The 23,527-nt window shown below is 71.9% G+C and carries 22 protein-coding genes; 12 read left to right on the forward strand and 10 right to left on the reverse strand.

The genetic code is table 11. The annotated features are described in order from the left end of the window. Positions 1 to 2: 2 nt before the first annotated feature. Complete coding sequence (locus ABTY04_RS05515) at positions 3 to 461, reverse strand: Lrp/AsnC family transcriptional regulator (protein ID WP_352212007.1); 459 nt, start codon at positions 459 to 461, stop codon at positions 3 to 5. Between the two features lie 127 nt (positions 462 to 588). On the opposite strand from ABTY04_RS05515, the gene ABTY04_RS05520 reads away from it, so the two are divergent. The 4 genes from ABTY04_RS05520 (at position 589) to ABTY04_RS05535 (ending at position 5,840) form a co-directional block, all read left to right on the forward strand. Further along, entirely contained in the window at positions 589 to 1,563 is a 975-nt protein-coding gene (locus ABTY04_RS05520; protein ID WP_352212008.1) for a DMT family transporter, read from the forward strand. Next, complete coding sequence (locus ABTY04_RS05525; RefSeq protein WP_352212009.1) at positions 1,556 to 2,749, forward strand: amino acid aminotransferase; 1,194 nt, start codon at positions 1,556 to 1,558, stop codon at positions 2,747 to 2,749. The genes ABTY04_RS05520 and ABTY04_RS05525 overlap by 8 nt, the downstream gene beginning before the upstream one ends. Before the next feature lie 244 nt (positions 2,750 to 2,993). Continuing rightward, on the forward strand, positions 2,994 to 5,066 hold the full coding sequence (locus ABTY04_RS05530) for a galactose-binding domain-containing protein (RefSeq protein WP_352212154.1): 2,073 nt from the start codon (positions 2,994 to 2,996) through the stop codon (positions 5,064 to 5,066). Between the two features lie 144 nt (positions 5,067 to 5,210). Further along, entirely contained in the window at positions 5,211 to 5,840 is a 630-nt protein-coding gene (locus ABTY04_RS05535; RefSeq protein WP_352212010.1) for a TetR/AcrR family transcriptional regulator, read from the forward strand. A gap of 9 nt (positions 5,841 to 5,849) precedes the next feature. Here ABTY04_RS05535 and ABTY04_RS05540 read toward each other — a convergent pair whose 3' ends face one another. Both ABTY04_RS05540 and ABTY04_RS05545 read right to left on the reverse strand, forming a co-directional pair. Then, complete coding sequence (locus ABTY04_RS05540) at positions 5,850 to 6,536, reverse strand: NADPH-dependent FMN reductase (protein WP_352212011.1); 687 nt, start codon at positions 6,534 to 6,536, stop codon at positions 5,850 to 5,852. A gap of 106 nt (positions 6,537 to 6,642) precedes the next feature. Then, positions 6,643 to 7,602, reverse strand: coding sequence for a LysR family transcriptional regulator (locus ABTY04_RS05545; RefSeq protein ID WP_352212012.1), 960 nt, complete (start codon positions 7,600 to 7,602; stop codon positions 6,643 to 6,645). A gap of 159 nt (positions 7,603 to 7,761) precedes the next feature. Here ABTY04_RS05545 and ABTY04_RS05550 point away from each other — a divergent pair, with 159 nt between their 5' ends. Further along, positions 7,762 to 11,256 (forward strand): M28 family peptidase, encoded by a 3,495-nt coding sequence (locus tag ABTY04_RS05550; protein WP_352212013.1) that lies wholly within the window; start codon positions 7,762 to 7,764, stop codon positions 11,254 to 11,256. Between the two features lie 73 nt (positions 11,257 to 11,329). On the opposite strand, the gene ABTY04_RS05555 is transcribed toward ABTY04_RS05550, so the two are convergent. Continuing rightward, positions 11,330 to 11,608, reverse strand: a complete 279-nt coding sequence (locus ABTY04_RS05555; RefSeq protein ID WP_352212014.1) for a hypothetical protein — start codon at positions 11,606 to 11,608, stop codon at positions 11,330 to 11,332. 170 nt (positions 11,609 to 11,778) lie between these two features. Here ABTY04_RS05555 and ABTY04_RS05560 point away from each other — a divergent pair, with 170 nt between their 5' ends. From ABTY04_RS05560 to ABTY04_RS05570, 3 genes are all read left to right on the forward strand, one after another. Beyond that, the gene (locus tag ABTY04_RS05560; RefSeq protein WP_352212015.1) at positions 11,779 to 13,059 is read left to right on the forward strand and encodes a VWA domain-containing protein; all 1,281 of its coding nucleotides are present in this window, start codon (positions 11,779 to 11,781) and stop codon (positions 13,057 to 13,059) included. Next, on the forward strand, positions 13,059 to 13,886 hold the full coding sequence (locus tag ABTY04_RS05565; protein WP_352212016.1) for a hypothetical protein: 828 nt from the start codon (positions 13,059 to 13,061) through the stop codon (positions 13,884 to 13,886). The genes ABTY04_RS05560 and ABTY04_RS05565 overlap by 1 nt, the downstream gene beginning before the upstream one ends. A 134-nt stretch (positions 13,887 to 14,020) precedes the next feature. After that, entirely contained in the window at positions 14,021 to 14,335 is a 315-nt protein-coding gene (locus ABTY04_RS05570) for an antibiotic biosynthesis monooxygenase family protein (RefSeq protein WP_352212017.1), read from the forward strand. A 9-nt stretch (positions 14,336 to 14,344) separates the two neighbouring features. Here ABTY04_RS05570 and ABTY04_RS05575 read toward each other — a convergent pair whose 3' ends face one another. The 3 genes from ABTY04_RS05575 to ABTY04_RS05585 are packed head-to-tail and all read right to left on the reverse strand — an operon-like array spanning position 14,345 to position 17,042. After that, positions 14,345 to 15,157 (reverse strand): DUF4097 family beta strand repeat-containing protein, encoded by an 813-nt coding sequence (locus ABTY04_RS05575; protein WP_352212018.1) that lies wholly within the window; start codon positions 15,155 to 15,157, stop codon positions 14,345 to 14,347. Further along, positions 15,154 to 15,807, reverse strand: a complete 654-nt coding sequence (locus tag ABTY04_RS05580; RefSeq protein ID WP_352212019.1) for a response regulator — start codon at positions 15,805 to 15,807, stop codon at positions 15,154 to 15,156. The genes ABTY04_RS05575 and ABTY04_RS05580 overlap by 4 nt, the downstream gene beginning before the upstream one ends. Then, on the reverse strand, positions 15,795 to 17,042 hold the full coding sequence (locus tag ABTY04_RS05585) for a sensor histidine kinase (RefSeq protein ID WP_352212020.1): 1,248 nt from the start codon (positions 17,040 to 17,042) through the stop codon (positions 15,795 to 15,797). Before ABTY04_RS05585 ends, ABTY04_RS05580 begins: the two co-directional genes overlap by 13 nt. 179 nt (positions 17,043 to 17,221) lie before the next feature. Here ABTY04_RS05585 and ABTY04_RS05590 point away from each other — a divergent pair, with 179 nt between their 5' ends. Beyond that, positions 17,222 to 17,623, forward strand: a complete 402-nt coding sequence (locus tag ABTY04_RS05590; protein ID WP_352212021.1) for an LPXTG cell wall anchor domain-containing protein — start codon at positions 17,222 to 17,224, stop codon at positions 17,621 to 17,623. Positions 17,624 to 17,633: 10 nt separating this feature from the next. On the opposite strand, the gene ABTY04_RS05595 is transcribed toward ABTY04_RS05590, so the two are convergent. Then, entirely contained in the window at positions 17,634 to 18,293 is a 660-nt protein-coding gene (locus tag ABTY04_RS05595) for a DUF2278 family protein (protein ID WP_352212022.1), read from the reverse strand. A gap of 145 nt (positions 18,294 to 18,438) precedes the next feature. Between ABTY04_RS05595 and ABTY04_RS05600 the strand changes: the two genes are divergently transcribed. Further along, on the forward strand, positions 18,439 to 19,107 hold the full coding sequence (locus ABTY04_RS05600) for a DUF6445 family protein (protein WP_352212023.1): 669 nt from the start codon (positions 18,439 to 18,441) through the stop codon (positions 19,105 to 19,107). 28 nt (positions 19,108 to 19,135) lie between these two features. On the opposite strand, the gene ABTY04_RS05605 is transcribed toward ABTY04_RS05600, so the two are convergent. Beyond that, positions 19,136 to 20,320, reverse strand: a complete 1,185-nt coding sequence (locus ABTY04_RS05605) for an acyltransferase family protein (protein ID WP_352212024.1) — start codon at positions 20,318 to 20,320, stop codon at positions 19,136 to 19,138. A 255-nt stretch (positions 20,321 to 20,575) separates the two neighbouring features. On the opposite strand from ABTY04_RS05605, the gene ABTY04_RS05610 reads away from it, so the two are divergent. Both ABTY04_RS05610 and ABTY04_RS05615 read left to right on the forward strand, forming a co-directional pair. Further along, positions 20,576 to 21,241 (forward strand): molybdopterin-dependent oxidoreductase, encoded by a 666-nt coding sequence (locus ABTY04_RS05610; RefSeq protein WP_352212155.1) that lies wholly within the window; start codon positions 20,576 to 20,578, stop codon positions 21,239 to 21,241. Further along, positions 21,225 to 21,881: a cytochrome b/b6 domain-containing protein gene (locus ABTY04_RS05615; RefSeq protein ID WP_352212025.1), complete on the forward strand. Its 657-nt coding sequence runs from the start codon at positions 21,225 to 21,227 to the stop codon at positions 21,879 to 21,881. The genes ABTY04_RS05610 and ABTY04_RS05615 overlap by 17 nt, the downstream gene beginning before the upstream one ends. Before the next feature lie 79 nt (positions 21,882 to 21,960). Here ABTY04_RS05615 and ABTY04_RS05620 read toward each other — a convergent pair whose 3' ends face one another. After that, complete coding sequence (locus ABTY04_RS05620) at positions 21,961 to 23,472, reverse strand: hypothetical protein (protein WP_352212156.1); 1,512 nt, start codon at positions 23,470 to 23,472, stop codon at positions 21,961 to 21,963. Between the last annotated feature and the right edge of the window lie 55 nt (positions 23,473 to 23,527).

A 23,527-nucleotide genomic window follows, 5' to 3' on the forward strand; every position in this document is an offset into this window, starting at 1 on the left:
CTTCACGCGGGACGGGGGTAGACCCTGGACTGCTTCACGCTGCCGAACGCGAAGCTCGACTCGATCGAGGCGATGCCGGGGATGGCGTGGATGCGGTGGCGGACCAGCGCCTCGTACGCCTCCAGGCTCTCGATGACCACCCGGAGCAGGTAGTCGCTGCTTCCGGCCATCAGGTAGCAGTCCTGGATGTGCTCGATGACCGCGACGTGTTCCTCGAAGACACCGACCGCCTCCTTCGTGTGGCGGTCCAGGCGTATCCGGACGAAGACGGTGATCGGCAGGCCGAAGGCGACCTGGTCGACCATCGCCGTGTAGCCGCGGATCAGGCCGGCCTCCTCCAGGCGCCGCACCCGGCGCAGGCACGGCGACGGGGACAGCCGCACCCGGTCGGCGAGGTCCTGGTTCGACAGCCGTCCGTCGGCCTGCAACTCACGGATGATCTGCAGATCGACTGCGTCCATCACCACTCCTTGGCAGATTCTGCCTCAAACGTATGCCCGAGGGGCAGAACTGGCAATCGGCTGCCCCGGCAGAAGATCTAGCGTTGCCCCATGGCCGGATCCGGCCCCCGAGGCTGGAGGAGCCCCCTTGGTCACCACGAATGCCGGGCCCGTGACAGCGCCCGCGCCGGCCCCCGGCACGGGCCGCACGAGCCTCTCCCCGCAGGCACGGGGCACCCTCGCGCTGGTGGTGACCGTACTGATCTGGGCCGCCTTCGCGCTCAGCGCCCGGGCCCTGAGCACCTCCTCCCTGCTGCCCGCCGACGCTGCCCTGCTGCGCTTCGGCGTCCCGCTCCTCGTCCTGGCGCCCGCGCTGTGGCGGCGGCGCCGGCGGATCGCCGCCGTGCGCCCGGCCGCCGCGCTCAAGATCGCGTGCGGGGCGGGGGTGCCGTTCTTCCTGGCCGCGATGTACGGCGGCTCTCTGACCTCGGCGGCGTTCGTCGGCTCGATCGTCCCCGGGATGGTCCCGCTGTTCGTCTCCGCGCTCATGGTCGCCGGCGGCCGGGGCGCCCCCCGGGGCACACAGGCTGCCGGGCTCGGCCTGATCGCGGTCGGCGTGGTCGCCCTGGTGTGGCGCTACGTCGTCCCGCTGAACACGCAGGTACTGGCCGGCGCCGGCATCCTCCTGGTCGCCAGCGGACTGTGGGCCCTGTACACGGTCGGGCTGAAGGAGGTGGACCTCGATCCCGTCGGCTCGATCGGCCTGCTGTGCCTGCCCTCGTTCGCGGTGATGGCGCTCCTGGTCCTGACCGGGGTGCTGCCCACCGGCCTGGCGTCGGCGGCAGGGAGCGACATCGCCCTGTTCCTGGTGGTGCAGGGGCTGGGGGTCGGCCTGTGCGCCGGCCTGCTCTACGCCTTCGCCATCCGCAGCCTCGGCGCGGAGCGCAGCTCCACCGTCGGCAGCCTCAGCCCGGTCGTGGTGGTCCTGCTCGCCATCCCGCTGCTCGACGAGTCGCCGACCGTGGCCGTGCTCGTCGGCGTCCCCCTCATCACCGCGGGCGTCGCCCTCGCCAACCGGCGCCCCCGCATCCGCACCCAGCCCGAGGTTCCCGCCCATGCTTGAGCTCCTCCTCCCGCCCCCCGTCGACCCGCTGTGGGACCTGACCGAGGCTTACGGCGCCGACGCCCGGCCCGAGCGCCTGAACCTCGTCCTCGGCGTCTACCGCGACCAGACGGGCGGCACCCCGGTCATGGCGGCCGTGCGAGAGGCCGAGATACGGCTGGCGGAGCGCTCCGCCTCCAAGGAGTACCGGGGGCTCTCCGGCAACACCGCGTTCAACCGGGCGATGCTGTCGATGGTCTTGGGCTCAGGCGGGGCGGCCGAGCGCGCCGTGGCCGTCCAGACGGTCGCGGGCAGCGGCGCGCTGCGCCTGCTGGCCGATCTGATCTGCCGCACCCGGCCGGGCACGACGGTGTGGATCAGCGACCCCGCGTACGTCAACCACCGGCCCATCCTGGAGGCCGCCGGGCTGACCGTGCGCACGTACGGCTGGCTCGACGCCGAGGGCGGTTTCGACACGGAGGGCCTGCTGCGCGACCTCGGGGAGGCGCGGCGCGACGACGTCGTGCTGCTCCAGGGCTGCTGCCACAACCCCACCGGGGTCGACCCGTCCGCGCAGGCCTGGGAGGCCGTGGCCGAGCTCGCCGCGCGAAGCGGATGGGTGCCGTTCGTGGACCTCGCGTACCACGGACTCGGCGACGGGCTGGAAGCCGATCTGGCGGCCACGCGGCTGCTCGCGGAGCGGGTGCCGGAGATGCTCGTCGCCATCAGCTGTTCGAAGAATTTCGGGCTGTACAGCGACAGGACCGGCTGCGCCGTCGTGCTCGGGGCGTCGCGGCAGTCGCTGCGGCACGTGGAGACCGCTCTGCAGAACGCGGCCCGCACCCTCTACTCCATGCCTCCGGAGCACGGCGCCGCGGTGGTGGCGGCAATCCTTGAGGACGACGGGCTGCGGGCCCTGTGGAGCGCCGAGCTGGACGGGATGCGGAGCCGGATCGAGGCCAACCGTCGCGGGCTGGCTGCCGAACTGACCGCCCTCGGGTGGGACGCGCAGGCCGATGTGCTGGCTCGGCAGAAGGGGATGTTCTCGATGCTGCCGCTCACACCGCCCCAGATGCTGCGGCTGCGCAGCACGTTCGCCATCTACGGGACGACGGCGGGGCGGATCAACATCGCGGGAATCCCGGCGCACCGGATCCCGTGCCTCGCGCAGGGCGTCGCGGCGGTCCTCGGCGAGGGCGGCGAGTAGCGGCCGGGAACCCGCAGGAGCCCTGGTGACGGCGCCGGCCGTCACCAGGGCCCGCGCGTGCCCGGCACCCGCCCGCCCTGGGTCTGACATTCCATCAGGTCACTTGTCCCGGACTATTGACTCTGTTCGCACCAGTCGCGATTCTCGTCGCAATGCCTGCGCGGGACATGACAATTCACCGGCCTCTCGGACCGTCTGCGTCCTCGACCGCGCCTTCCGCCGACCGATGACGTGAGTGATGACCATGACCCGAGCCCCGCACAGCCGGCGCAGGCCCCTCGCGCTGCTCGCCTTACTCCTCGCCATGGTGGCCATGGCCCTCGGCCCCGCGCCCGGCGCGGCCGCCGACGGCGACGCCGGGTGGTGGAACCCCACCGCCCGCCCCGCGCCCGACTCGCAGATCAACGTCACGGGCGAGCCGTTCAAGGGCACCGATGCGAACGGCAAGGTGCGCGGCTTCGTCGACGACCACGTCCACCTGATGTCCAACGAGGGTTTCGGCGGCCGCCTCATCTGCGGCAAGCCGTTCTCCCAGGACGGCATCGCCGACGCCCTCAAGGACTGCCCCGAGCACTACCCCGACGGCTCCCTCGCCGTCTTCGACATGATCACCAAGGGGGGCGACGGCAAGCACGACCCCGTCGGCTGGCCCACCTTCAAGGACTGGCCCGCCCATGACTCGCTGACCCACACGCAGACGTACTACGCCTGGGTCGAGCGGGCCTGGCGCGGCGGCCAGCGCGTCCTCGTCAACGACCTCGTGACCAACGGGGTCATCTGCTCGGTCTACTTCTTCAAGGACCGCAGCTGCGACGAGATGACCGCCATCCGCCTGGAGGCGCGCAAGACGTACGAGATGCAGGACTACATCGACAAGATGTACGGCGGCCCGGGCAAGGGCTGGTTCCGCATCGTCACCGACTCCGCGCAGGCCCGCGAGGTCATCAAGCAGGGCAAGCTCGCCGTCGTGCTCGGCGTCGAGACCTCCGAGCCCTTCGGCTGCAAGCAGATCCTCGACATCGCGCAGTGCAGCAAGGCGGACATCGACCGCGGCCTCGACGAGCTCTACGGGCTCGGCGTGCGCAGCATGTTCCTGTGCCACAAGTTCGACAACGCCCTGTGCGGGGTGCGCTTCGACTCCGGCGCGCTCGGGGTGGCCATCAACGTCGGCCAGTTCCTGTCGACCGGCACCTTCTGGAAGACCGAGGAGTGCACCGGCCCGCAGCACGACAACCCCATCGGCCTGAACGCCGCCGCCGCGCCGGAAGCCGTGAAGATGCTGCCCGAGGGCGTCTCGCTGCCCGGGTACGCGGCCAGCGCGCAGTGCAACTCCCGCGGTCTGACCGACCTCGGCGAGTACGCCCTGCGCGGGATGATGAAGCGCAAGATGATGCTCGAACTCGACCACATGAGCGTGAAGGCCGCGAGCCGGTCCCTCGACATCATGGAGTCGGAGAGCTACCCGGGCGTCATCTCCTCGCACAGCTGGATGGACATGGCCTGGACCGAGCGGCTCTACAAGCTCGGCGGCTTCATCGGCCAGTACATGAACGGCTCCGAGGGCTTCACCGCCGAGGCGCGCCGCACCAAGGCGCTGCGCGACAAGTACCACGTCGGGTACGGCGTCGGCACAGACATGAACGGCGTCGGCGGCTGGCCGGCCCCGCGCGGCGCGAACGCGGCGAACCCGGTCCGCTACCCCTTCCGCAGTGCGGACGGCGGTTCGGTGCTCGACCGGCAGGTCACCGGCGAGCGCACCTGGGACATCAACACCGACGGCGGTGCCCAGTACGGCCTGGTGCCGGACTGGTTGGAGGACATCAGGGTCACCGGCGGCCAGGACGTGGTGGACGACATGATGAAGGGCGCCGAGTCCTACCTGACGACCTGGGGGTCCTCCGAGAAGCACAAGTCCGGGGTGAACCTGGCCGCCGGCGCCGCCGCTTCCGCCTCCTCGGCGGAGTGGTGGAACCCGTTCGTCAACTACTCCCCCGGCCGGGCCGTGGACGGTGACCACGGCACCCGCTGGGCCAGCGAGTGGAACGACGACCAGTGGCTCCGGATCGACCTCGGGTCCCCGGCCCTCGTGAAGCGCGTCACCCTCGACTGGGAGCGCGCGTACGGTAGGTCGTACCGGATCGAGGTCTCCTCGGACGACGCGAACTGGCAGACGGTGTGGTCCACGACGTCGGGTGACGGCGGCCTGGACACGGCGCAGTTCGCCGGCGTACCCGCCCGCTACGTCCGCGTCCACGGAGTGGGGCGCGGCACGCAGTGGGGGTACTCCCTGTACGAGGTCGGCGTCTACAGCAGCTGACGGCACCGAGGCGGCGTCCCGTGGCCGGGGCCCGGCCGGATCGGCTCGTTCGATCCGGCCGGCCCCGGCCACGGCTGTCCCCGGCCGTCCGCGAATCCGCCCGTCCGCCCGGTGCGGTACTCGAACGAAGGGAACCGAATCCGCATGGCACGCATGCCGTTGGCGCAGCGGCGCCGGCAGCTGACCGAGGCCGCGATCCGCGCGATGGCCCGCGACGGCGTCCCCAGGACGACGACCCGGTCCATCGCCGCCGAGGCGGGCGTGTCACTGAGCGTCTTCCACTACTGCTTCGACTCCAAGCAGGCGCTGCTCGAATCCGTCATCGAGACGATCACCGAGCACTACCTGACGGTGGTGAAGGAGGCGATCCGGCCGCGCACCACCCTCCTGGAGACCGTCCGGGCCGGCTTCCAGGCCTACTGGGACCACGTCTGCGCCCACCCGGCCGAGCACATGCTCACGTACGAGCTCACGCAGTACGCCCTGCGCGAGCCGGGTTTCGAGCACCTGGCGCGGCGCCAGCACGAGCTGTACTGCGCGACGTACGCCGAGCTCATCGAGCAGGTCCGGCTCGGCATGGAGTTCGAGCTCCGCGTCCCCGTCCCGGTGCTGGCCCGCTATCTGGCGGCGATGACGGACGGGCTGACCCTGAACTTCCTCGTGCTCGGCGACGGCACCGGCGCGGCGGCGATCCTCGACATGGTCGCCGACCACGTCGCGGGCCTCGTCCACGGCGAGCGGATCCTGCCGCTTTCCGGCCGCATCCCCACCTGAAGGCCGTCCTCAGTCCTCCGCGCGCTGGGTGACCGGGGCGCTGCTCTCGTCGCCGAGGAACTCGTACCAGCGGCGCTGGAGGCACAGGTAGCGGGTGTCCGCCTCGGCCAGCGCCAGGAAGGAGTCCACGGTGGCGGCCAGCCGTTCGCGCAGGCCCTCGTCGGCCAGCCCGCCGTCCTCGCGGAAGGCGGAGTGCGCCATGGCGAGGCTGAACATGTCGGGGTACACGCGCGCGCCGAGGTGTTCGAGCGGGATGCGCAGGGCCCAGAGACCGCGGTTGCCGCCGACCATCGACGGCGAGGCCGAGGCGAGCAGCGTCTGCTTGTCCTTGAACGGCTGCGGCCGGAACCGGGAGACCCAGTCGATGGCGTTCTTGAGCACGCCGGGCACCGAGGCGTTGTACTCGGGCGAGGCGATGACCAGGGCCTGCGCCGCGATCAGCCGCTCGCGCAGGTCCGCCGCCCCGGGCGGCGGCCCCTCGCCGGCCTCGACGTCCCCGTCGTAGGCCGGCATCTCGAAGTCGCGGATCCGCGCGAGGTCCGCGACGGCACCGGACCGCTCGACCTGTCCCGCCACGAGGGCGGCCAGCCGGGCGTTCACGGAGCCTTCCCGGGAGGACCCCGCGAGGACGAGGACGCGCAGGGCGCCCGGCCCTCCGCTCGCGGTCACGTCCGTCACGTCGTTCGCCTCGGTCACACGGGGACCGTACGGCACCCGGGGCGCGGGAAGCCTGCGGCAGCCGGACCGCCCGTACGGGATCACCCCAACGGTGGCGCCGGCCGCCGCACGGAACACTGCGTTCTCACCCGAGGACCGGGTGGGCCTCCGGGTGGGCGTTCCACCACGTGCGGTGGAAGGGGTTGTTGTCCACGTTGGCCAGGTACGCGCCGGCCGCCGCGCAGTAGAGGGCGTCCGCCTGTCCGGCGGAGACCGTCGAGCGGTTCCAGGCGAGGCGGATGCGGCCCGTGATGGGGGTGCCGAGCAGCGGGCGCATCACGGTGCCCTCGACCGCGGGTGCCGTGGGCTGGGTGAGAGAGATGGCGCGGCCCGCCGCCACCAGGTCGTGGCGCATCTTGCGGTCGGTGATCCGGTGGCGCAGGGAGGGGACGAATCCGGCCTTCGCGCAGGCCTCGACCAGGGCCTCGGGGCCGCCGTCGTCATCCTCCACCAGGGTCATCCACTGCTCGTCGGCCAGATCGGCCAGGTCCAGCACCTCCCGGTCCGCGAGGGGGTGCCGTGCGGACATCCGGATGCAGAACGGTTCCTTGGGCACCAGGGTCCGAGCCAGGGTCCCTGGGGGCAGCGCGACCTCGTGGTCGTTCACCTCGCCGTACACGACGACGTCGTAGCGGCCCGCGCCGAGCATCCGTACCAGCGCGGTCACCGAGTGCTCCACGTCCACGGTGATCTCCCGCCCGGACACGGTCAGGTCCGTCCGCGTGAGCAGGCCGTCGATCAGGACGAGCAGGATGCAGCCGAGCCGCAGCGGCGCGTCGGTCGCCATGGCGCGGGTCTCGGCGCCGAGGGTCTCCATCTCGGTGAGCACACGGCGCGCCTTGGCCAGGACGAACTGGCCCAGCGGAGTGGGTTCCACCCCGTGCCGGCCGCGGACGAAGAGCTCGCCGCCGGTGACCCGCTCGATCCTGCGGAGCTGCGCGGAGAGCGCCGGCTGGGAGACCCCCAGCCGGCGGGCCGCGCCGCCCAGACTGCCGGACTCCGCTATCTGGCACACGGCTTGCAGATGTCTCAACTCCAGCTGCATTCCGGCAGCTTACGCAGCGTGACCCCACCGCACCATAACGCGGGTCTTATGCGCGCAGAGATGTCCCAATCTCGCCATGTCCACGCCCATACTCGGCGCGAACAGCCAGCCGCACCCCCCACACACGATCGGAGTGGACTCTTGCAGCCCACCAGATGGATGGCTTCCGTCGCGGCCATGGCCCTGGCCGCGAGCCTCGCCGGCACCCTGGCCGGCACCGCGTCCGCCTCACCGCAGGCCCAGCCTGCACCGTCTCCGCAGGCCTCGTCCGCCGAGCGCGCCGTCGCCGCCGCCGACGCGGCGGTCCGCAGCGGTCTCGACACCCTGGTCAACTCGCCCCAGCAGCAGTACGACCGGCGCCAGGTCACCCCCTGGCTGCAGGACCTGTACTCCGTCTCCTACGAGCGCAGCTACCGCGGCCTGCCGGTCGTCGGCGGCGACGCGGTCGTCCTCGCCGACGGCACGGGGCACGTCCGCGCCGTCCAGTCGGCCTCCTCCACCGCGATCGACGTGGCGACCACCCCCTCCGTCACCGCCAAGGCGGCGGAGGCCACCTCGCGTGCGGAGCTGGCGAAGGTCGACAAGGTGCTCGACAGCCGGCTCGTCGTCAAGATCAAGGACGACAAACAGGTCCTGGCCTGGGAGACCGTCCTCGCCGGCAGCACCAAGACCGCGCCCAGCAAGCTCCACGTGTTCGTGGACGCCCGCACCGGGAAGGTCGTCGACCGCCACGACGAGGTCGTGGCCGGCAGCGGCAACAGCAAGTGGAACGGCCCGAACCCGCTCACCATCGACACCACCGCGTCGGGCGGCTCGTACACGCTGAAGGACCCGAACCGGCCCGGACTGAGCTGCGCCGACTACAGCACCGGCAGCGTGTTCACGAAGTCCTCGGACTCCTGGGGCACGGGCAACGCGACATCCAAGGAAACCGGCTGCACGGACCTCATGTTCGCCGCCCAGAAGCAGTGGGACATGCTGAGCCAGTGGCTGGGCCGCAACGGGGTCAGCGGCAACGGCCGCAGCTTCCCCGGCAACGTGGGCCTCTCCGACCTCAACGCCTACTGGGACGGCAGCTCGGTCACCATCGGGCACAACAGCGCCAACGAGTGGATCGCCGGGATCGACGTCGTGGGCCACGAGTACGGGCACGCCATCGACTCCAACACCCCCGGCGGCACCAGCGGCCAGGAGGCAGGGCTCGGCGAGGGCACCGGCGACATCTTCGGCGCGCTCACCGAGGCGTACGCCAACGAGCCGGCCCCGTACGACACTCCGGACTACACGGTCGGCGAGATGATCAACCTCACGGGCAACGGTCCGATCCGGAACATGTACAACCCGCCGGCCGTCGACAACGACCCGGCCTGCTACAGCTCGGCGATACCGGGCACCGAGGTGCACGCGGCGGCCGGGCCCCTGAACCACTGGTTCTACCTGCTGGCCGAGGGCAGCAACCCGGGCGGCGGCAAGCCGAACAGCCCCACCTGCAACCAGTCCGCGGTCACCGGCGTGGGCGTGCAGACCGCCGGCAAGATCTTCTACGGCGGCATGCTGCTCAAGACCAGCAGCATGTCCTACAAGAAGTACCGGACGGCGACCCTCAGCTCCGCCAAGTCGCTCGACCCGGCCGCCTGCAACCTGTTCAACAAGACCAAGGCCGCCTGGGACGCCATCAGCGTGCCCGCCCAGTCCGGTGACCCGACCTGCACCCCGAGCGGCCAGAACGACGACTTCTCGATGGCGCTGAACCCGTCGTCGGGCACCGTCCAGCAGGGCGCCTCGGTCACCACCACCGTGACCACCAGCACCACAACCGGCCAAGCGCAGCAGGTGACCCTCACGGCCACCGGCCTGCCGTCCGGCGTGACCGCCTCCTTCAGCCCGGCCACCGTGCAGTCAGGCCAGTCCTCGACGCTGACCCTCTCCGCCACGTCCAACGCGGCGCCGGGTTCCTCCACGGTCACGGTCAAGGGGCAGGGCCCGAGCCTCGCGCACACCGTCGACTACGCGCTCAACGTCGGCGGCACCCCGCCCCAGAACGACCCCCCGAACATCAACGTGGCCAACGTCCAGGCGCATCTGACCCAGCTGAACACCATCGCCTCGCAGAACGGCGGCAACCGCCGGGCCGGCAGCGCCGGGTACACGCAGTCCGTGGCGTACATCAAGGGCAAGCTGCAGGCGGCCGGCTTCACCGTCACCGAGCAGAACTGCACCTCCTGCACCTACCCGTCCGACAACCTGATCGCGGACTGGCCCGGCGGCCCGGCAGATCAGACCGTCATGTTCGGCGCCCACCTCGACAGCGTCTCCGCGGGCCCCGGCATCAACGACAACGGCTCGGGCTCCGCGACCCTGCTGGAGAACGCGCTGGTCCTCGCGCAGAAGAACCCCACCCTGACCAAGCACGTGCGCTTCGCCTGGTGGACCGATGAGGAGCAGGGGCTGAACGGCTCCGAGTTCTACGTGGGCCGGCTCAGCAGCACCGACAAGGCCGCCATCAAGGGCTACTACAACTTCGACATGGTCGGCTCGCCCAACGGCGGCTACTTCATCAACAACCTGAACTCCACCACCGCCGCGCCGCTGAAGGCGTACTGGACCTCGCTGAACCTCGCTCCCGAGGAGAACACCGAGGGCCAGGGCCGCAGTGACGACTACTCCTTCCAGCAGGGGGGCATCCCCACCTCCGGCTACGCGGCCGGCGCCAGCGCCCGCAAGACCTCGGCGCAGGCCACCAAGTGGGGCGGCACCGCGAACGCGGCGTACGACTCCTGCTACCACAGCTCCTGCGACACGGCGAACAACATCAACGCGACGGTCCTGGACCGCAGCGCCGACGGCGTCGCCTACACGATCTGGAAGCAGGCCGTCGGCGGCGACACCCCGGCACAGGACTTCTCGATCAGCACCTCGCCCGCCGCGGGCTCCGCCGCCCCGGGCGGCAGCGTCACCTCGACGGTGAACACCACCACCGTGAGCGGCAGCCCGCAGACGGTCGCCCTGTCGGTCTCCGGCGCCCCGTCCGGCGTGACCGCGACGCTCAGCCCGGCCTCCGTGCAGTCCGGCAGCTCCTCGACGCTCACCGCGCAGGTCGGCGCGGGCACCACGCCGGGCACCTACACCCTGACCGTCACCGGCACGGGCACGGTCGGCCACAGCACGACCTACACCCTCACCGTCGGCGGCGGGGGCACGTGCACCCCGCGCCAGGTCGTCGTCAACGGCGGCTTCGAGAGCGGCAGCAGCCCGTGGACCGCCACCGCCGGGGTCGTCACCAACCAGTCCGGCCAGGCCTCGCACAGCGGCTCGTACATGGCATGGCTGGACGGCTACGGCGCCTCGCACACGGACAGCGCCTCGCAGTCGCTCACCCTCCCCGCCGACTGCGCCACGGCGCGGCTCTCCTTCTACCTCCACATCGACACCGACGAGGACGAGAACGTGGTCTATGACCGGTTCACCGTCTCGGTGGGCGGCCAGACCCTGGAGACGCTGTCCAACCTGGACGCGGCCCCGGGCTACGTGCTCAAGAGCTACGACGTGTCCCGGTTCGCCGGCCAGACCGTCACCCTGAAGTTCCAGGGCGTGGAGGACCAGTCCCTCCAGACCTCCTTCGTCGTGGACGACGTCACGCTCCAGGCGGGCTGACGCCCGTCCGGTCCCGTTCCGGGCGGCACGCACCACGGTCTCGCGGCCGGGGTGAGTGCCGCCCGGCCGCGTTTCAGTAGGGGCGCGGGGACATGACCTGGGGGGCGGCGTCCGGGGCTTCGAGGACGCAGCGGGGGACGCCGGGCCCGGGTGTCGTGCGGACGGACACCGGTGTCGGCGGCCGGGTCGGCAGCTCCACCTGCACGGTGACGGGCCGGTCGTGGTGCGTGGTGCCGTGGCCGGTCTCCTTGCCGTCGACCAGGATCTCCACCTCGACGTGGCGGCCGGTCTCGACGGTGGCGCTGACGGAGTGCCCCGCATGATCGATGTGGAAGTGATGGCGTCGTCTCATGTGGTCGCCTCCGGCGGGCGCTGCGCATCGTCCCCCTTGCCCAGGGTAGTCGCCGATGCCGCGGGCCGCAGCGGATGCCGTGGCGGGCCGCCGCACGGGGCAAGGTCGTCGGGAACCGTTTTCATCTCCAACGGTTTGGCTTGGCGGTCGATCCTCAATACGATCCGGCGATGATCACAAGAAAATGGGTGGCGGCCGGGGCCTGCGGCCTGTTGGCCACTCTGGCGGTCGGGCTCTTCCCGGCGAATGCCGCCGCCGGCGAACCGGTGGCGAAGGAGTCCCCCAAGGTCGAGCTGGTCCTCGACGTCAGCGGCTCGATGCGGGCGACCGACATCGACGGCAAGTCCCGGATGGCCGCGGCGAAGCAGGCGTTCAACGAGGTACTGGACGCCACACCGGACGAGGTGCAGCTCGGGATACGCACCCTGGGGGCCACCTATCCCGGTGAGGACCGCCAGCTCGGCTGCAAGGACACCAAGCAGCTCTACCCGGTCGGCAAGCTCGACCGGACCGAGGCGAAGACGGCGGTGGCCACCCTGGCCCCCACCGGCTGGACACCGATCGGGCCGGCCCTGCTGGGCGCGGCCGAGGACCTCAAGGGCGGGAACGCCACCCGGCGGATCGTGCTCATCACCGACGGCGAGGACACCTGCGCCCCGCTCGACCCGTGCGAGGTGGCGCGCGACATCGCGGCCCAGGGCATCCACCTGGTCATCGACACGCTCGGGCTCGTCCCGGACGCCAAGACGCGCAACCAGCTGGTCTGCATCGCCGAGGCCACCGGCGGCACCTACACCTCGGTGCAGCACACCGCCGAACTCTCCGGCCGCGTCAAGCAGCTGGTGGATCGTGCGGCCACGCCGGTCGTCACCCCGGTGGCCACCGAGGGAGCCAAGCAGTGCGCAGGCGCCCCGCAGCTCGGCGCGGGCCTGTACACCGACCGCGAGACGTTCGGCGAGCACCGCTGGTACCGGGTGGACGTCAAGCCCGGCCAGGAGCTGCGCGCTTCGGTGAGCATCGCCGCCGACCGGGCCGTCAACAACGACTACGGAGTCATGCTGCGGGCGACGACCGTGCACGGACGGGAGATCGTCCGCGGCTCGGAGGCGGGCGACGGACGCACCGACCTGCTCTCGACCGGTCTGCGCTACCCGAAGGCCGAGCTCGACGACGACGGAGCGGACGGCGACGGCAAGCAGGCGGCGGAGACCGTCTGCCTCCAGGTCAGCAACTCCTTCTCGGCACCCGCCTCGGTGAAGACCACGCCGGGCCTGCCCGTCGAGCTCACCATCGACCTGGTCGACGGGCCCGACGACGCGTCCGACGCGGCGGCGTTCGGCCTCGGCCGCGGCTGGTGGCTGCTCGGCGTGCTGGTGCTCGCCGGTCTCGTCACCGGTCTGCTGTGGGGCTGGATCTCCCGCTGGCGAATCTCGGTCTGGAGGACGAACTGATGCGTACCGTACGCATACTGACGGCCGCGGCCCTCTCCGTCGGGGGTGTGCTCGGCCTGGCCGGCGCGGCCGCCGCGGACACCCCGGCCGCGAGCGCGAGCGCGAGCCCTGGCGGCAAGGCGTCCGGGCCGACCGAGGCGGGCACGGCCTTCCGTACCGCCACGGCGATCCGGCCCGGCCAGCGGGCCACGGCCGAAGCGTCCACCGGTGACTACCTCTACTGGGTGGTCCCGCTGGACTCCGGGCAGCGGGCCACGGTCAAGGCCACGGTGAAGCTGCCTCCGGCGGCGAACCGGCACGGTGCCTCGACCTGGCAGCTCGACGTCTACGACGGGCTGCGCCGCCGCCAGGCGTGCACGTACGGCGCGCAGCAGGCCGCGGCGGCCAAGGAGGCCGACTCGGTCGAGCTGTCCTGCACCCTGCGCACCGTCCGCCCCGGAGCGGAGCCCTGGGCCAACGACCCGCTGCCCGGCAGCTACTACGTCCGGCTGACGGTCGTCGCAGTGGCGGAGGAAGACCTCGGTCTGCCGGTACGCGCCGAGGTCGAGGCCGCCACCAGGGACACGGGAGGCGCCTTCGCGGTGGACGGGGCCCTCGCGGCGCCGCTCGTACCCGGCATCGGCAAGACCGCGCAGGCGGGCTCCGGGAGTTCGGCCAAGCAGCCGGCGGCCGTCGGCGAGCCGGAAGGCGGCTGGTCCGGTGGCCGCTGGTCCGACCGCTGGGTCTGGACCGCCGCGGGCGGGCTGCTCGGCGCCCTCGCCGGGATCTTCGGGTACTCCGTCACCCGCGGCAGGGGCCGGCCCTCCCGGGTACCGCCCGGCGCCTGACCGCCCCGGCGGTCACGGCACCCGCCGTGGCCGCCCGCGCAGCCCCCGGGCGCGGGCCCGGGGGCTGCGGTCCGAGGTGACCCGCGAGTAGGCGGCTAGCCTGGTGGAGGGGCCGCGCGTCGAGGTGGTGGGCCATGTCCGAGAACGACAGGTACTGGAGCTCGGGGAACTGGCACGTGTCGCAGGGCCGGGAGGACGAGTTCATCGAACGCTGGACCGCCTTCCTGACCTGGACCAATGCGGCGAGCAACGGGTTCCTCTCGGCCAGGCTGGTCCGCGACACGGCCGACCCCGGGCATTTCGTCTCCTTCGCGTCCTGGCGGGACCCGGAGGCCATGGGCGCATGGCAGCAGAGGCCCGAGTTCGGCGAGCTCTTCGGTGAGTGCCGCGCCCTGTGCGACAGCGTCGAGGCGGGCGGATACGTCCTCGCCGCCTACGTCCGGCCGTAGGGTCCGTTCTCAGTCGCCCGGCTCCGAGTAGCCCGCCTCCGCGTGGCCCGAGTCCGCCGAGATGTCCAGCCGGCCCGGCGCTGCGGGATCGGCCAGCCCGGCCGCGACGTCACAACGGCCCGCTCCGGCCTTGGCCGTGACCCGGAAGCGGGTGGCCGTCGGCACGGTGAGCCGGAGCCGGCCCGCGCCCGCCCGTGCGGTGACCCGTTCCGGCGGGGCGACGAAGCCGGCGACGGCCGAGCCCGCACCGGCCCTGATGTCCGCCTGCGGCGAGGTGAGCCCGGAGGCTTCGAGCGAGCCGGAGCCGATGCTCGCCCGCAGCGGTCCGCGCAGCGCGTTCAGCCGGAGCACCCCGGCACCGACCTCGGCGTCGACGGCGCCGCCGAGTCCGCTGATCACGGCCGTGCCGGAACCCGCGGTCACCTTCACCGGGACGTCGGCGGGCACGGTGACGGCCAGATCGACCGAGCAGCCGATACCGGCTTCCACGAGGGCGCCGACCGCCGGACAGCGCGGCGTCAGCTTCACGGTGTCGCCGAGCCAGCTCTCCTCGATCCTCGGGGCGGCCGCCGACCAGCGCACCGCGGCCTGGTAGGTCACCTGCCGGTCGGAGCGGGGGCTGACGTGTACGTCGGCGCTGCCCGCGTCGATCTCCACGGCGGACACCCGCCGTTCGCCGCTGTCCCCGCTCAGCGTCCCGCTCTCGGTGGACGTGTACGCCCAGACCTGCCAGGCGGCCGGGGCGACGACGAGCAGGGCGCTCAGGACCGCGGCCACGATCCAGGCCACCCGCTGCGGGCGGCCCCGGCCGCCCCCGCTCACGAGGCGCCGTCCAGGAAGCGCAGGACCGCGAGGACCCGCCGGTGGTCGCCGTCGGCCTGCGGCAGGTCGAGCTTGGCGAGGATGTTGTTGATGTGCTTGGCGACGGCGCTCTCGCTGATGACGAGCCCGTCCGCGATCCCCGCGTTGGAGCGCCCTTCGGCCATCAGTGCGAGCACGTCCCGCTCGCGCGGGGTCAGCCGCTCCAGCGGGTCGACGCCCCCGCCGCGGCGCAGCAGCAGCTGCGAGACGACCTGCGGGTCGAGTGCGGTGCCTCCGGCCGCGACCCGCTTGAGGGCGTCGATGAACTCCTCGACGTCGGCTACCCGCTGCTTGAGCAGGTACCCGATGCCCCCGGTCCGACCGGCCAGCAGATCGACGGCGTAGCGCTCCTCGACGTACTGCGAGAGCATCAGGACCGAGGTCCCGGGCCATTGTTGGCGGATCATCAGGGCGGCCCGCACGCCCTCGTCGGTGAAGCCGGGCGGCATGCGGACGTCGACCAGGGCGAGGTCCGGCTCGTGTGCGGCGACGGCGGCGAGCAGGGCCTCGGCGTCCCCCGTCTCGGCGGCCACCTCGAAGCCGGCCATTTCCAGGACCTTGACCAGGCCTATTCTCAGCAGCACCGAATCCTCGGCGATCACAGCCCGCACGGCAGCTCCACAGTCACGACGGTCGGGCCCCCGAGGGGGCTGTTGATCAGAATGGTTCCGTCGACCGACCCTACGCGTTTGCGCAGGCCCACCAGTCCGGTGCCCCCGGCCGGATCCGCGCCGCCCACGCCGTCGTCGGTGACGGTGATGCGCAGCAGGTCGGCGTCCCGGCGCACCTCCACTCGGCAGCGGGAGGCCTTGGCGTGTTTGGCGACGTTGGCGAGGGCTTCGGAGACGACGAAGTAGGCGACGGCCTCGACGGTGGGGCCGGGCCGGTGCGACAGCTCCACGGTCAGTTCGACGGGCAGCGGCGCCCGGGCGGCGATGCCGGAGAGGGCCGCGTCGAGTCCCCGGTCCTCCAGGACCGCCGGATGCAGGCCGCGTACCAGGCTGTTGAGCTCCTCGATGGCCTCCTTGGCCTCGCGGTGGGCCTCGTCGATCACCGCCTTCGCCTCGGGTGGCAGATCGGTGAGCGTGGCGCGGGCGATGCCGAGGTTCATGGCGAGGGAGACCAGGCGCTGCTGGGCGCCGTCGTGCAAGTCCCGTTCGATCCTGCGGCGTTCGAGGTCCGCGGCGTCGAGGACGCCGGCCCGGCTCTCGGCGAGGTCCTCGACGCGGCGCTCCAGCTCCTTGGCCCGGTTGGGCCCGAGGAGGGCGGCCGCGGCGAAGGTGTCGAGCCGGGCCAGGGCGGCGGCGAGCCAGGGGGTGGCCAGGAGCAGCAGGCAGCCGAGCACGGTGGCGGCGTCGAAGCCCTGGGTCCAGCCCAGGCTGCGGTCCTCTACGGGCAGCAGCCACGCCCAGGCGTAGACGGTGGTCCCGGCGACCCCGTACGCCCAGGCCAGGACGATCAGCGCCCCGCCGGCCCCGGCGAGCGGGCTGACCAGCAGGTGGTATCCGTACTGCCGCCAGGTCGACTCGGAGCGCAGCCGTTCGAGGAGCCCGCGCGGGCGCAGCGGCCGGTGTGCGTACCCGACGGCGGGTATCTCCAGCTCCACCAGCTCCCGGAACCGGCTGCGTTGTAGCAGGGTGAGCAGCGGACTCAGGAGCAGCATCACGAGCAGCGCGACCAGGGCGCCGCCCGGGGCCACAGCCATGAACGTGACCGCGGCTGCGGCGGGCAGGGCCATCGGGATCGCGGATACGGTGAAGACGGTGGTGCGCCAGGCCCACGCCGACCAGGGCGCGTGGTCGGCGATCCAGCTGGTGGTACGCCTCAGCGCCCCGGAAAGTCCCATGTCAGTACGGTAATCGCACTGGTCGGGGGCCGATCCACCCCCCTGATGCCCGCTCGGGGGTGTAGCCAGTGCCACCCCCGGTTCGGACAGTGCCGCTACTGATTCCGGTCCTCCGCACGGCCAGAGTGGTCACCGTACCCGGGGGACGGACCGCCGGGGCCGGAAGGAGCTCCACCGCCATGACTCTCGTCGCCCCGCGCTTCCGGACCCGCCGCTCGCCCCGGCTGGCGACGCTGCTCACCGGCGCCGGGACGGCCCTGCTGCCGTGGATGCTGGTGCTGGCGAAGACCCTGCCGCAGACCGCGGAGGTCTCCAACTGGTCCACCGCCTGGATCGGGCTGGACGCCATGCTGGCCGCCGGCTTGTGCGGTACGGGCCTGCTGTTGAAACGACACGATCCCCGCGCGGCGCCACTGGCCGCCGCCACGGCCGCGCTGCTGGCGATGGACGCCTGGTTCGACGTGACGACCACGGCTGCGGGCAGCGCCCAGGCGACGGCCGTCGCGCTGGCAGTGTGCGCGGAACTGCCGCTCGCGGCAGCCTGCGCGGCGGTGGCGGTCCGCCGCCCGCGGCACGCGTAAGGACCACTTCCTAGACCGGGTGGCCGTCGGCGTCGGTGGGTTCCCGTTGCGTGGAGAACCTGGAGACGAACACGTCGAAGAGGCCGTCCGGGCGCCGGGTCAGCGTGGCCCCGTCCTGCCAGGTGCCGTTGTCCGGCCACCACTGGCTGCCGTACGGATCACCCTGGTTCTGGTGGATGTCGTGCATGCCGAGCCCCTCGTCGAAGGGCGCGCCGAAGATCAGGACCGGCCGGCCCGGGACCAGGATCGGCTCCAGCGCCTGCGAGGCCTCCAGGCAGGAGCCCGACACCCAGGGCTCGGGCGGATTCAGCCTGTCCAGGATCCGCTGGATCCACTGCGGCGGGTGGCCGCCGAGGAGGCAGCCGGGGCGGTCCGCGAGCGCAGGGTGGCGCAGGTAGTCGAGCGCGCCCGATCCGGACGTCCGGGCGAGGTCGTGGTAGCCGGGCGTCGGCGAGGCGACCGGGTCGAGCACCGAGGCGTGCAGGGTGAGGACCTTCCACTGGACGCCGGTCGCGGAGTGCTTGCCGTCCACGTCGACGGCGCACGCGTAGCGGCCCGCGGGCGTGTCGACCTCCAGGTGGACGTGGAACCAACGGCCCTGGTCGTCGGGCCGGTCGCGGAAACAACGGTGCAGCGTTCCGGACAGCACTCCGTAGTTTTCGAGCGGCATGCGGCCAGTCAACCATCCGGCCCGACCGGCGGTGGGCGCCCCGAGGCGTGTCCGCCGCGGTCCCGCAACCCATGGCGAACACTTGACGGAACGTTGACTCCCTCCGGAGCGAGCCGCACCGGGCCCGGTGGCTACGGTCCCTCCCATGCCCCTGCCTCCTCCCCTCCCGGTCCTCCCGTACCGCAAGCCGACCCGTGGGCGCGACTACTGGGTACTGGACGACGTACTGCCGGATCCCGATGCCGTGCGGGAGCGCTGCCTGGCCAAGGAAGACTGGACCGAGGGCTATCCGCACAAGCCCGAGAGCTGGCCGGGGCTGCGCGCCATGCCGGGTCTGGAGCCCGACGAACTGGCCTTGGTGGAGCGGCTGGTGCGCAAGTCGACCGGCGCACCGAAGATCTGGGCCGAACGGGCGGCGGGCGGCGGCACGTTCAACCACAACTGTGTCCAGGTCGTCGGAGAGGGCGAGTCGGAGCCGCGCCCGCACACCGATTCGCGCACGCTCTGCCGCTACGCCGCCGTGCTCTACCTCAACCCGGAGGTGCCGAAGGACTGCGGGACGAGTTTCTACCGCCAGAGCCTGCCCGGCGGCGCCCTCGGCGGCAACCAGGTGATCGCGCCCCACAACAACCTGGTCGACGCGCTGGGCACCCGCTTCGTCTCCCCCGACTCCTTCACCGAGGACGTACGGGTCCCCCACCGCGCCAACCGGCTGCTGCTCTACTCCGCGAACCTGATCCACAGCGCCACCGGCTACTGGGGCCAGACCCTGGAGCAGAAGCGGATGACGGCGGTCTTCTTCTGGAAGGCGTAGCGCCGCCCCGGATCCACCGGCAGGCGGTTCAGCCGCGGGTCGTACGGATGCGCTCCGCCTCGGGCGCCGGCGGCTGGGCCGGGACCGCGGGGACCTCTGCCGGGTACGCGGTGTTCCGGCGGATGTCCTGCACGGCGCGGCCCAGACAGGTGCGCAGGAGGCGGCCCAAGGGTCGCTCTATCAGCCGGTGTATGAGCCAGGCGAGCGCCACCATGAGCGCGGTCACGCCCAGGACGAGGGGGACGGGCCGCACGTCGTGGCGGAAGTGGTGGATGACCGTCAGCCCGGCCATCATGTGGATCAGGTACAGCGGATAGGTGACCGCTCCCGCGTGCCGCAGCCAGCGCCACCGGACGCGGTCGAAGGCGCCGAGGGCTATCCCCGCCATGACGAGGAACCCGCAGGCGATGACGGTGTGGGCCGGCCAGACCGGCGTCTGTGCGGCGGCGCTGCGTCCCAGGTTGCTGATCATGCGGCCGTGGACGTAGCTCTGCGCGAGGACGAACTGGAGGCCCACGATGCCCCACAGGACGGCATTGGGCCCGAAGCGGCGCATCAGGTGGAAGGCGATTCCCGCGATGAAGTACGGCGAGAACGTCGGGATCGCGAAGAAGGACAGCACACCGCTGTCGGCGGTGGGTGCCACCACGCCGGCCACGGTCCAGACCGTGCAGAAGAGCACGCAGTTGCGGTAGGTGACGCCGCGCAGGACGACCAGCGCGAACAGGGCGTAGAACTTCAGCTCGACGAAGAGGGTCCAGTACGCGTCGTCGATGTGCGGCACCTTGATGCCGCCCTGGAGCATCGACAGGTTCACCACGACATCGCTGAACGCCTTGACCCCGCGCACCTCCGGCCAGGCGAACAGGACACCGGCCGTGAAGAGGACGGCCGCCCAATAGGCCGGGAAGAGACGGGAGATGCGGGAGGCGGCGAACTCGCCCACTCCGCGTCCCCAGGCGCTCATGCAGATGACGAACCCGCTGACGGCGAAGAAGATCTCGACGCCGAGCCAGCCGTAGGCGGCGCAGGCGCTCGCGACGGGGAAGACGGTGGTGGCCGGTTCTCCCCAGCCGCTGTCCAGGGCCAGGTAGTGGTAGCAGAGGACGGCCAGCGCGGCAACGATCCGGACGCCGTCCAGGGCGGCCAGGCGGGCGCCGCTGCCCTGCCCGGCCCTCGGCCCGGGGTGTCCGATGGCTCTCGACGCACTCATACCGTGGTTGCCGCTTCCATTGGATGACGATCCGATGACCGGATTTGATCAACGGGCACCCTACAGGTCACCCACAAGAGCCGCCCCTGTCCGCCGGGCAAGGTGTGACGGAAATCTGACGGACACCCGCCGGCCCTGGTGCCGGGACGCCGCCGGTGGTCGAATCGGCCCGTGAGCCCCGCACCCGCACCCCCACCACGGCAACCGGACCCCGACCTCCAAGGCACCCCGATCGGCCGCCGCCTGGTCCTCGGCATGGTCGGGCTCGGCGCGGCCGGACTGGCCGCCGCCCCCTCTCTCCAGGGCGGCTTCGAGACCTTCCTCGGCGCGGCCGCCGTCAAGGACCCCACCGGCCTCACGGGCCTGCTGCCGAACGGCGGCGGGTTCCGCTACTACTCGGTGGCCTCCTCCGTCCCCGAGCGCGGCCCCGAGAACTACCGGCTCACCGTCGACGGCCTGGTCGAGCGGCCCATGGAGTACACCCTCGACGCACTGCAGCGGCTCCCGCAGACCCGGGTCGTACGGGACGTGCAGTGCGTCACCGGCTGGCGGGTTCCCGGCACCCCCTTCGAGGGAGTACCCCTGGCACGGCTGCTGGACGCCGCCGGGGTGCACCCGGAGGCCCGGGCCATCCGCTTCAGCTGCTTCGACGGAACGTACACCGAGAGCCTCACGCTCCCCCAGGCCCGCCGGGACGACGTCATGGTGGCGCTGCGCATGCAGGACAAGCCGCTGGCCCACTCCCACGGGGGTCCCGTCCGGCTGTACGTCGCCCCCATGTACTTCTACAAGTCTGCGAAGTGGCTCTCCGGCATCACCCTCACCCGTGCCGTCGAACCCGGCTACTGGGAAGACCTCGGATACGACGTCGACGCCTGGGTCGGCCGGTCGAACGGACGCGACGATGCCCCCACGGTCTGATCAGGCAGCGGAACGCACCACACACCCTGGGCGGATCCTGCGCTTCAGCCGCTCCGAGCGGTGGATCCACCGTGCCACCGCCGCGCTGATGGGTCTGTGCGTCGTATCGGCGGCCTGCCTGTACCTGCCGCCGCTCGCCGAGCTCGTCGGCCGTCGGCACTTCGTCGTCACCGTGCACGTCTGGTCCGGGCTGCTGCTCGGCGCGCCGTTCCTGCTGGGGCTCGCCTCGCGGGCCTTCCGCGCCGATCTGCGGCGCCTGGGCCGGTTCGGGCCGCACGACCGGGTCTGGCTGCGGGCCGCCCTGCGGCGGGACCGGACGACGACGCGGCCCGCGGGGAAGTTCAACGCCGGGCAGAAGGTCTACGCGGGCTGGCTGGCCGGTGCGGTGCTCGTGATGGCGGGCACCGGCGTGCTCATGTGGTGGACCGGTCTCGTCCCGCTCGTCCGGCGCACGGCCGCCACCTTCGTCCACGACTGGCTGGCCCTTGCCGTCGGCCTCGTGGTCGCCGCGCACATCGGCAAGGCCCTGGCCGACCCCGAGGCGCGGCGCGGACTGCGCACGGGTTCCGTCGGCCGCGCGTGGGCCGACCGCGAACACCCGCTGTGGCAGCCCGAGCCGCCGGGCCGGCCCGAGCCCTGATACGCGATGCGAGATGCGGGCCCGGCGGGGCCGGCCGGCACGGATCGCGTGCCGGCCGGCCCCGCGGAGGCTCCCGGCGTCAGCCGCCGTCGCGCACCGCGACGATGCCGTTGAAGACGCCGGCGTACGCGGTGCCGTCCGGGCCGAGGGTGATCGGCGCCCAGTTGTTGTCGTACAGGGGCCCGGTGCCGGTCAGCTGCCGCCAGCGGCGCTCACCGGTACGGAAGTCCACCGCGGTGAGGTACCAGGCGTCAATCCCGCAGGCATTGGGTTCCTTCTCGTAGAAGTAGAGCAGCCCGTTCCCGGTGGAGAGCTTCGGAACGACGGAGGGTGAGCGGATCGCGCTCTGCCACACGATGTCGCAGCCGCTGCCGTCGGCGCGGACATCGATCCGGCTGACACCGCCGACGACCGACTTTCCGAGCAGCAGGCTGGTGAGGTTCTCGTAGCCGTAGTTGTTCTCGACGACGATGCTGTTCCCCCAGGTGATCAGGGAGTTGTCGGTGGTCGAGGCGCCGCTGCCGAACACCGGGACCTTGCAGACCAGCCGCCGGTCGGCCGGGACGTCCGCGCCCCGCCGGTAGACCAGGACGTTCATCCGGTCGTCGGCGTTGTCGGTGATGGCGACGTATCCGTTGCCGAAGAGATCCGGGGTGGTGCCCGAACCCTGGTTCACGGAGCCGGGCTTGGTCCCCGTACCGCGGTCGTACGTCTGGCGCCACTGCACTTCGGGGGTGCCGTCGGGGGCGGCGCGGAAGCTGTAGAGGGCGTGGTCGGAGACGATCGACACACCGTCCTCGGCCACCGAGAAGGAGTTCTGGATCTCCTCGCCCTCAAGCCGGACGGAACGGATCTGCGCGGTCTGCGGATCCACGGTGCCCACGCGGCCCTGGCGGGTGACCCACCAGATGCGGCCGTTCCAGTCGGGCATCACGGAGGTGACGGGATCGCAGGTGCCGCTGGGCCGCAGGTTGGTCCAGGTGACGCAGTCGTGCGGGACCTGGCCGGTGAGGTCCCAGTCGTCGTCGACGGCGAATTTCCAGCTGCCGTCCGGGTTCTGCGTGTGCGAGAGGCGCAGGATGTGCTGGCGGGAGTCGGCCAGCACGGCCCGGTTCTGGTCGTCGAGATAGAAGTAGGCACCGCCCGAGGTGTCCTTGAAGATCTTCGAGAAATCGAGGGAGGTGATCGCCTCGACCGTCGAGGAGCGCTGCGGGAGCCGGTGTTCCGCGAGCGTGGCCAGCGTGCGGGGGTCGAGGAGCTTGACCTTGAAGCCGGTGAAGGTGCCGCACACCGTGACCAGCCGGCCGCCCGCGTCGAAGGTGGCGGTGGCGCACTCGCCGCCGAGGGCCGCGATCTTCTCGCTGGTCACCCGCGGGTTCCTGCCGAGCGGCCCGGACCAGGGCGAGGTGGCGCTGCCCCCCGCGTCGGAGTGCATGCCGCTGCGGCCGTTGGGCGCGAGGAAGGGGTGCTGGGGCGGCGCTTCGCCGGGCAGCGGGACGGCGGCCGCGGGGGCGCCCTCGTAGTGGCTGACCAGGCGGTGGCCGGGGGCCTGGGGTATCTCCTCGGCCTGGGCCGGGGAGATCCCGTACATCGCGGTGAAGACGATGAGGGCGGGGACCACGGCGCAGTTCAGCGTTCTTCGGAAC

It is taken from the genome of Streptomyces sp. NPDC097981, from assembly GCF_040302565.1.
Taxonomy (GTDB): domain Bacteria; phylum Actinomycetota; class Actinomycetes; order Streptomycetales; family Streptomycetaceae; genus Streptomyces.

Bases quoted from the DNA above. Each gene is read 5' to 3' on its own strand.
- ABTY04_RS05515 (WP_352212007.1), bottom strand. From the start codon at position 461: ATGGACGCAGTCGATCTGCAGATCATCCGTGAGTTGCAGGCCGACGGA.
- ABTY04_RS05525 (WP_352212009.1), top strand. From the start codon at position 1,556: ATGCTTGAGCTCCTCCTCCCGCCCCCCGTCGACCCGCTGTGGGACCTG.
- ABTY04_RS05530 (WP_352212154.1), top strand. From the start codon at position 2,994: ATGACCCGAGCCCCGCACAGCCGGCGCAGGCCCCTCGCGCTGCTCGCC.
- ABTY04_RS05535 (WP_352212010.1), top strand. From the start codon at position 5,211: ATGGCACGCATGCCGTTGGCGCAGCGGCGCCGGCAGCTGACCGAGGCC.
- ABTY04_RS05545 (WP_352212012.1), bottom strand. From the start codon at position 7,602: ATGCAGCTGGAGTTGAGACATCTGCAAGCCGTGTGCCAGATAGCGGAG.
- ABTY04_RS05550 (WP_352212013.1), top strand. From the start codon at position 7,762: ATGGCTTCCGTCGCGGCCATGGCCCTGGCCGCGAGCCTCGCCGGCACC.
- ABTY04_RS05555 (WP_352212014.1), bottom strand. From the start codon at position 11,608: ATGAGACGACGCCATCACTTCCACATCGATCATGCGGGGCACTCCGTC.
- ABTY04_RS05560 (WP_352212015.1), top strand. From the start codon at position 11,779: ATGATCACAAGAAAATGGGTGGCGGCCGGGGCCTGCGGCCTGTTGGCC.
- ABTY04_RS05565 (WP_352212016.1), top strand. From the start codon at position 13,059: ATGCGTACCGTACGCATACTGACGGCCGCGGCCCTCTCCGTCGGGGGT.
- ABTY04_RS05570 (WP_352212017.1), top strand. From the start codon at position 14,021: ATGTCCGAGAACGACAGGTACTGGAGCTCGGGGAACTGGCACGTGTCG.
- ABTY04_RS05585 (WP_352212020.1), bottom strand. From the start codon at position 17,042: ATGGGACTTTCCGGGGCGCTGAGGCGTACCACCAGCTGGATCGCCGAC.
- ABTY04_RS05590 (WP_352212021.1), top strand. From the start codon at position 17,222: ATGACTCTCGTCGCCCCGCGCTTCCGGACCCGCCGCTCGCCCCGGCTG.
- ABTY04_RS05595 (WP_352212022.1), bottom strand. From the start codon at position 18,293: ATGCCGCTCGAAAACTACGGAGTGCTGTCCGGAACGCTGCACCGTTGT.
- ABTY04_RS05600 (WP_352212023.1), top strand. From the start codon at position 18,439: ATGCCCCTGCCTCCTCCCCTCCCGGTCCTCCCGTACCGCAAGCCGACC.
- ABTY04_RS05605 (WP_352212024.1), bottom strand. From the start codon at position 20,320: ATGAGTGCGTCGAGAGCCATCGGACACCCCGGGCCGAGGGCCGGGCAG.
- ABTY04_RS05610 (WP_352212155.1), top strand. From the start codon at position 20,576: ATGGTCGGGCTCGGCGCGGCCGGACTGGCCGCCGCCCCCTCTCTCCAG.
- ABTY04_RS05615 (WP_352212025.1), top strand. From the start codon at position 21,225: ATGCCCCCACGGTCTGATCAGGCAGCGGAACGCACCACACACCCTGGG.
- ABTY04_RS05620 (WP_352212156.1), bottom strand. From the start codon at position 23,472: ATGTACGGGATCTCCCCGGCCCAGGCCGAGGAGATACCCCAGGCCCCC.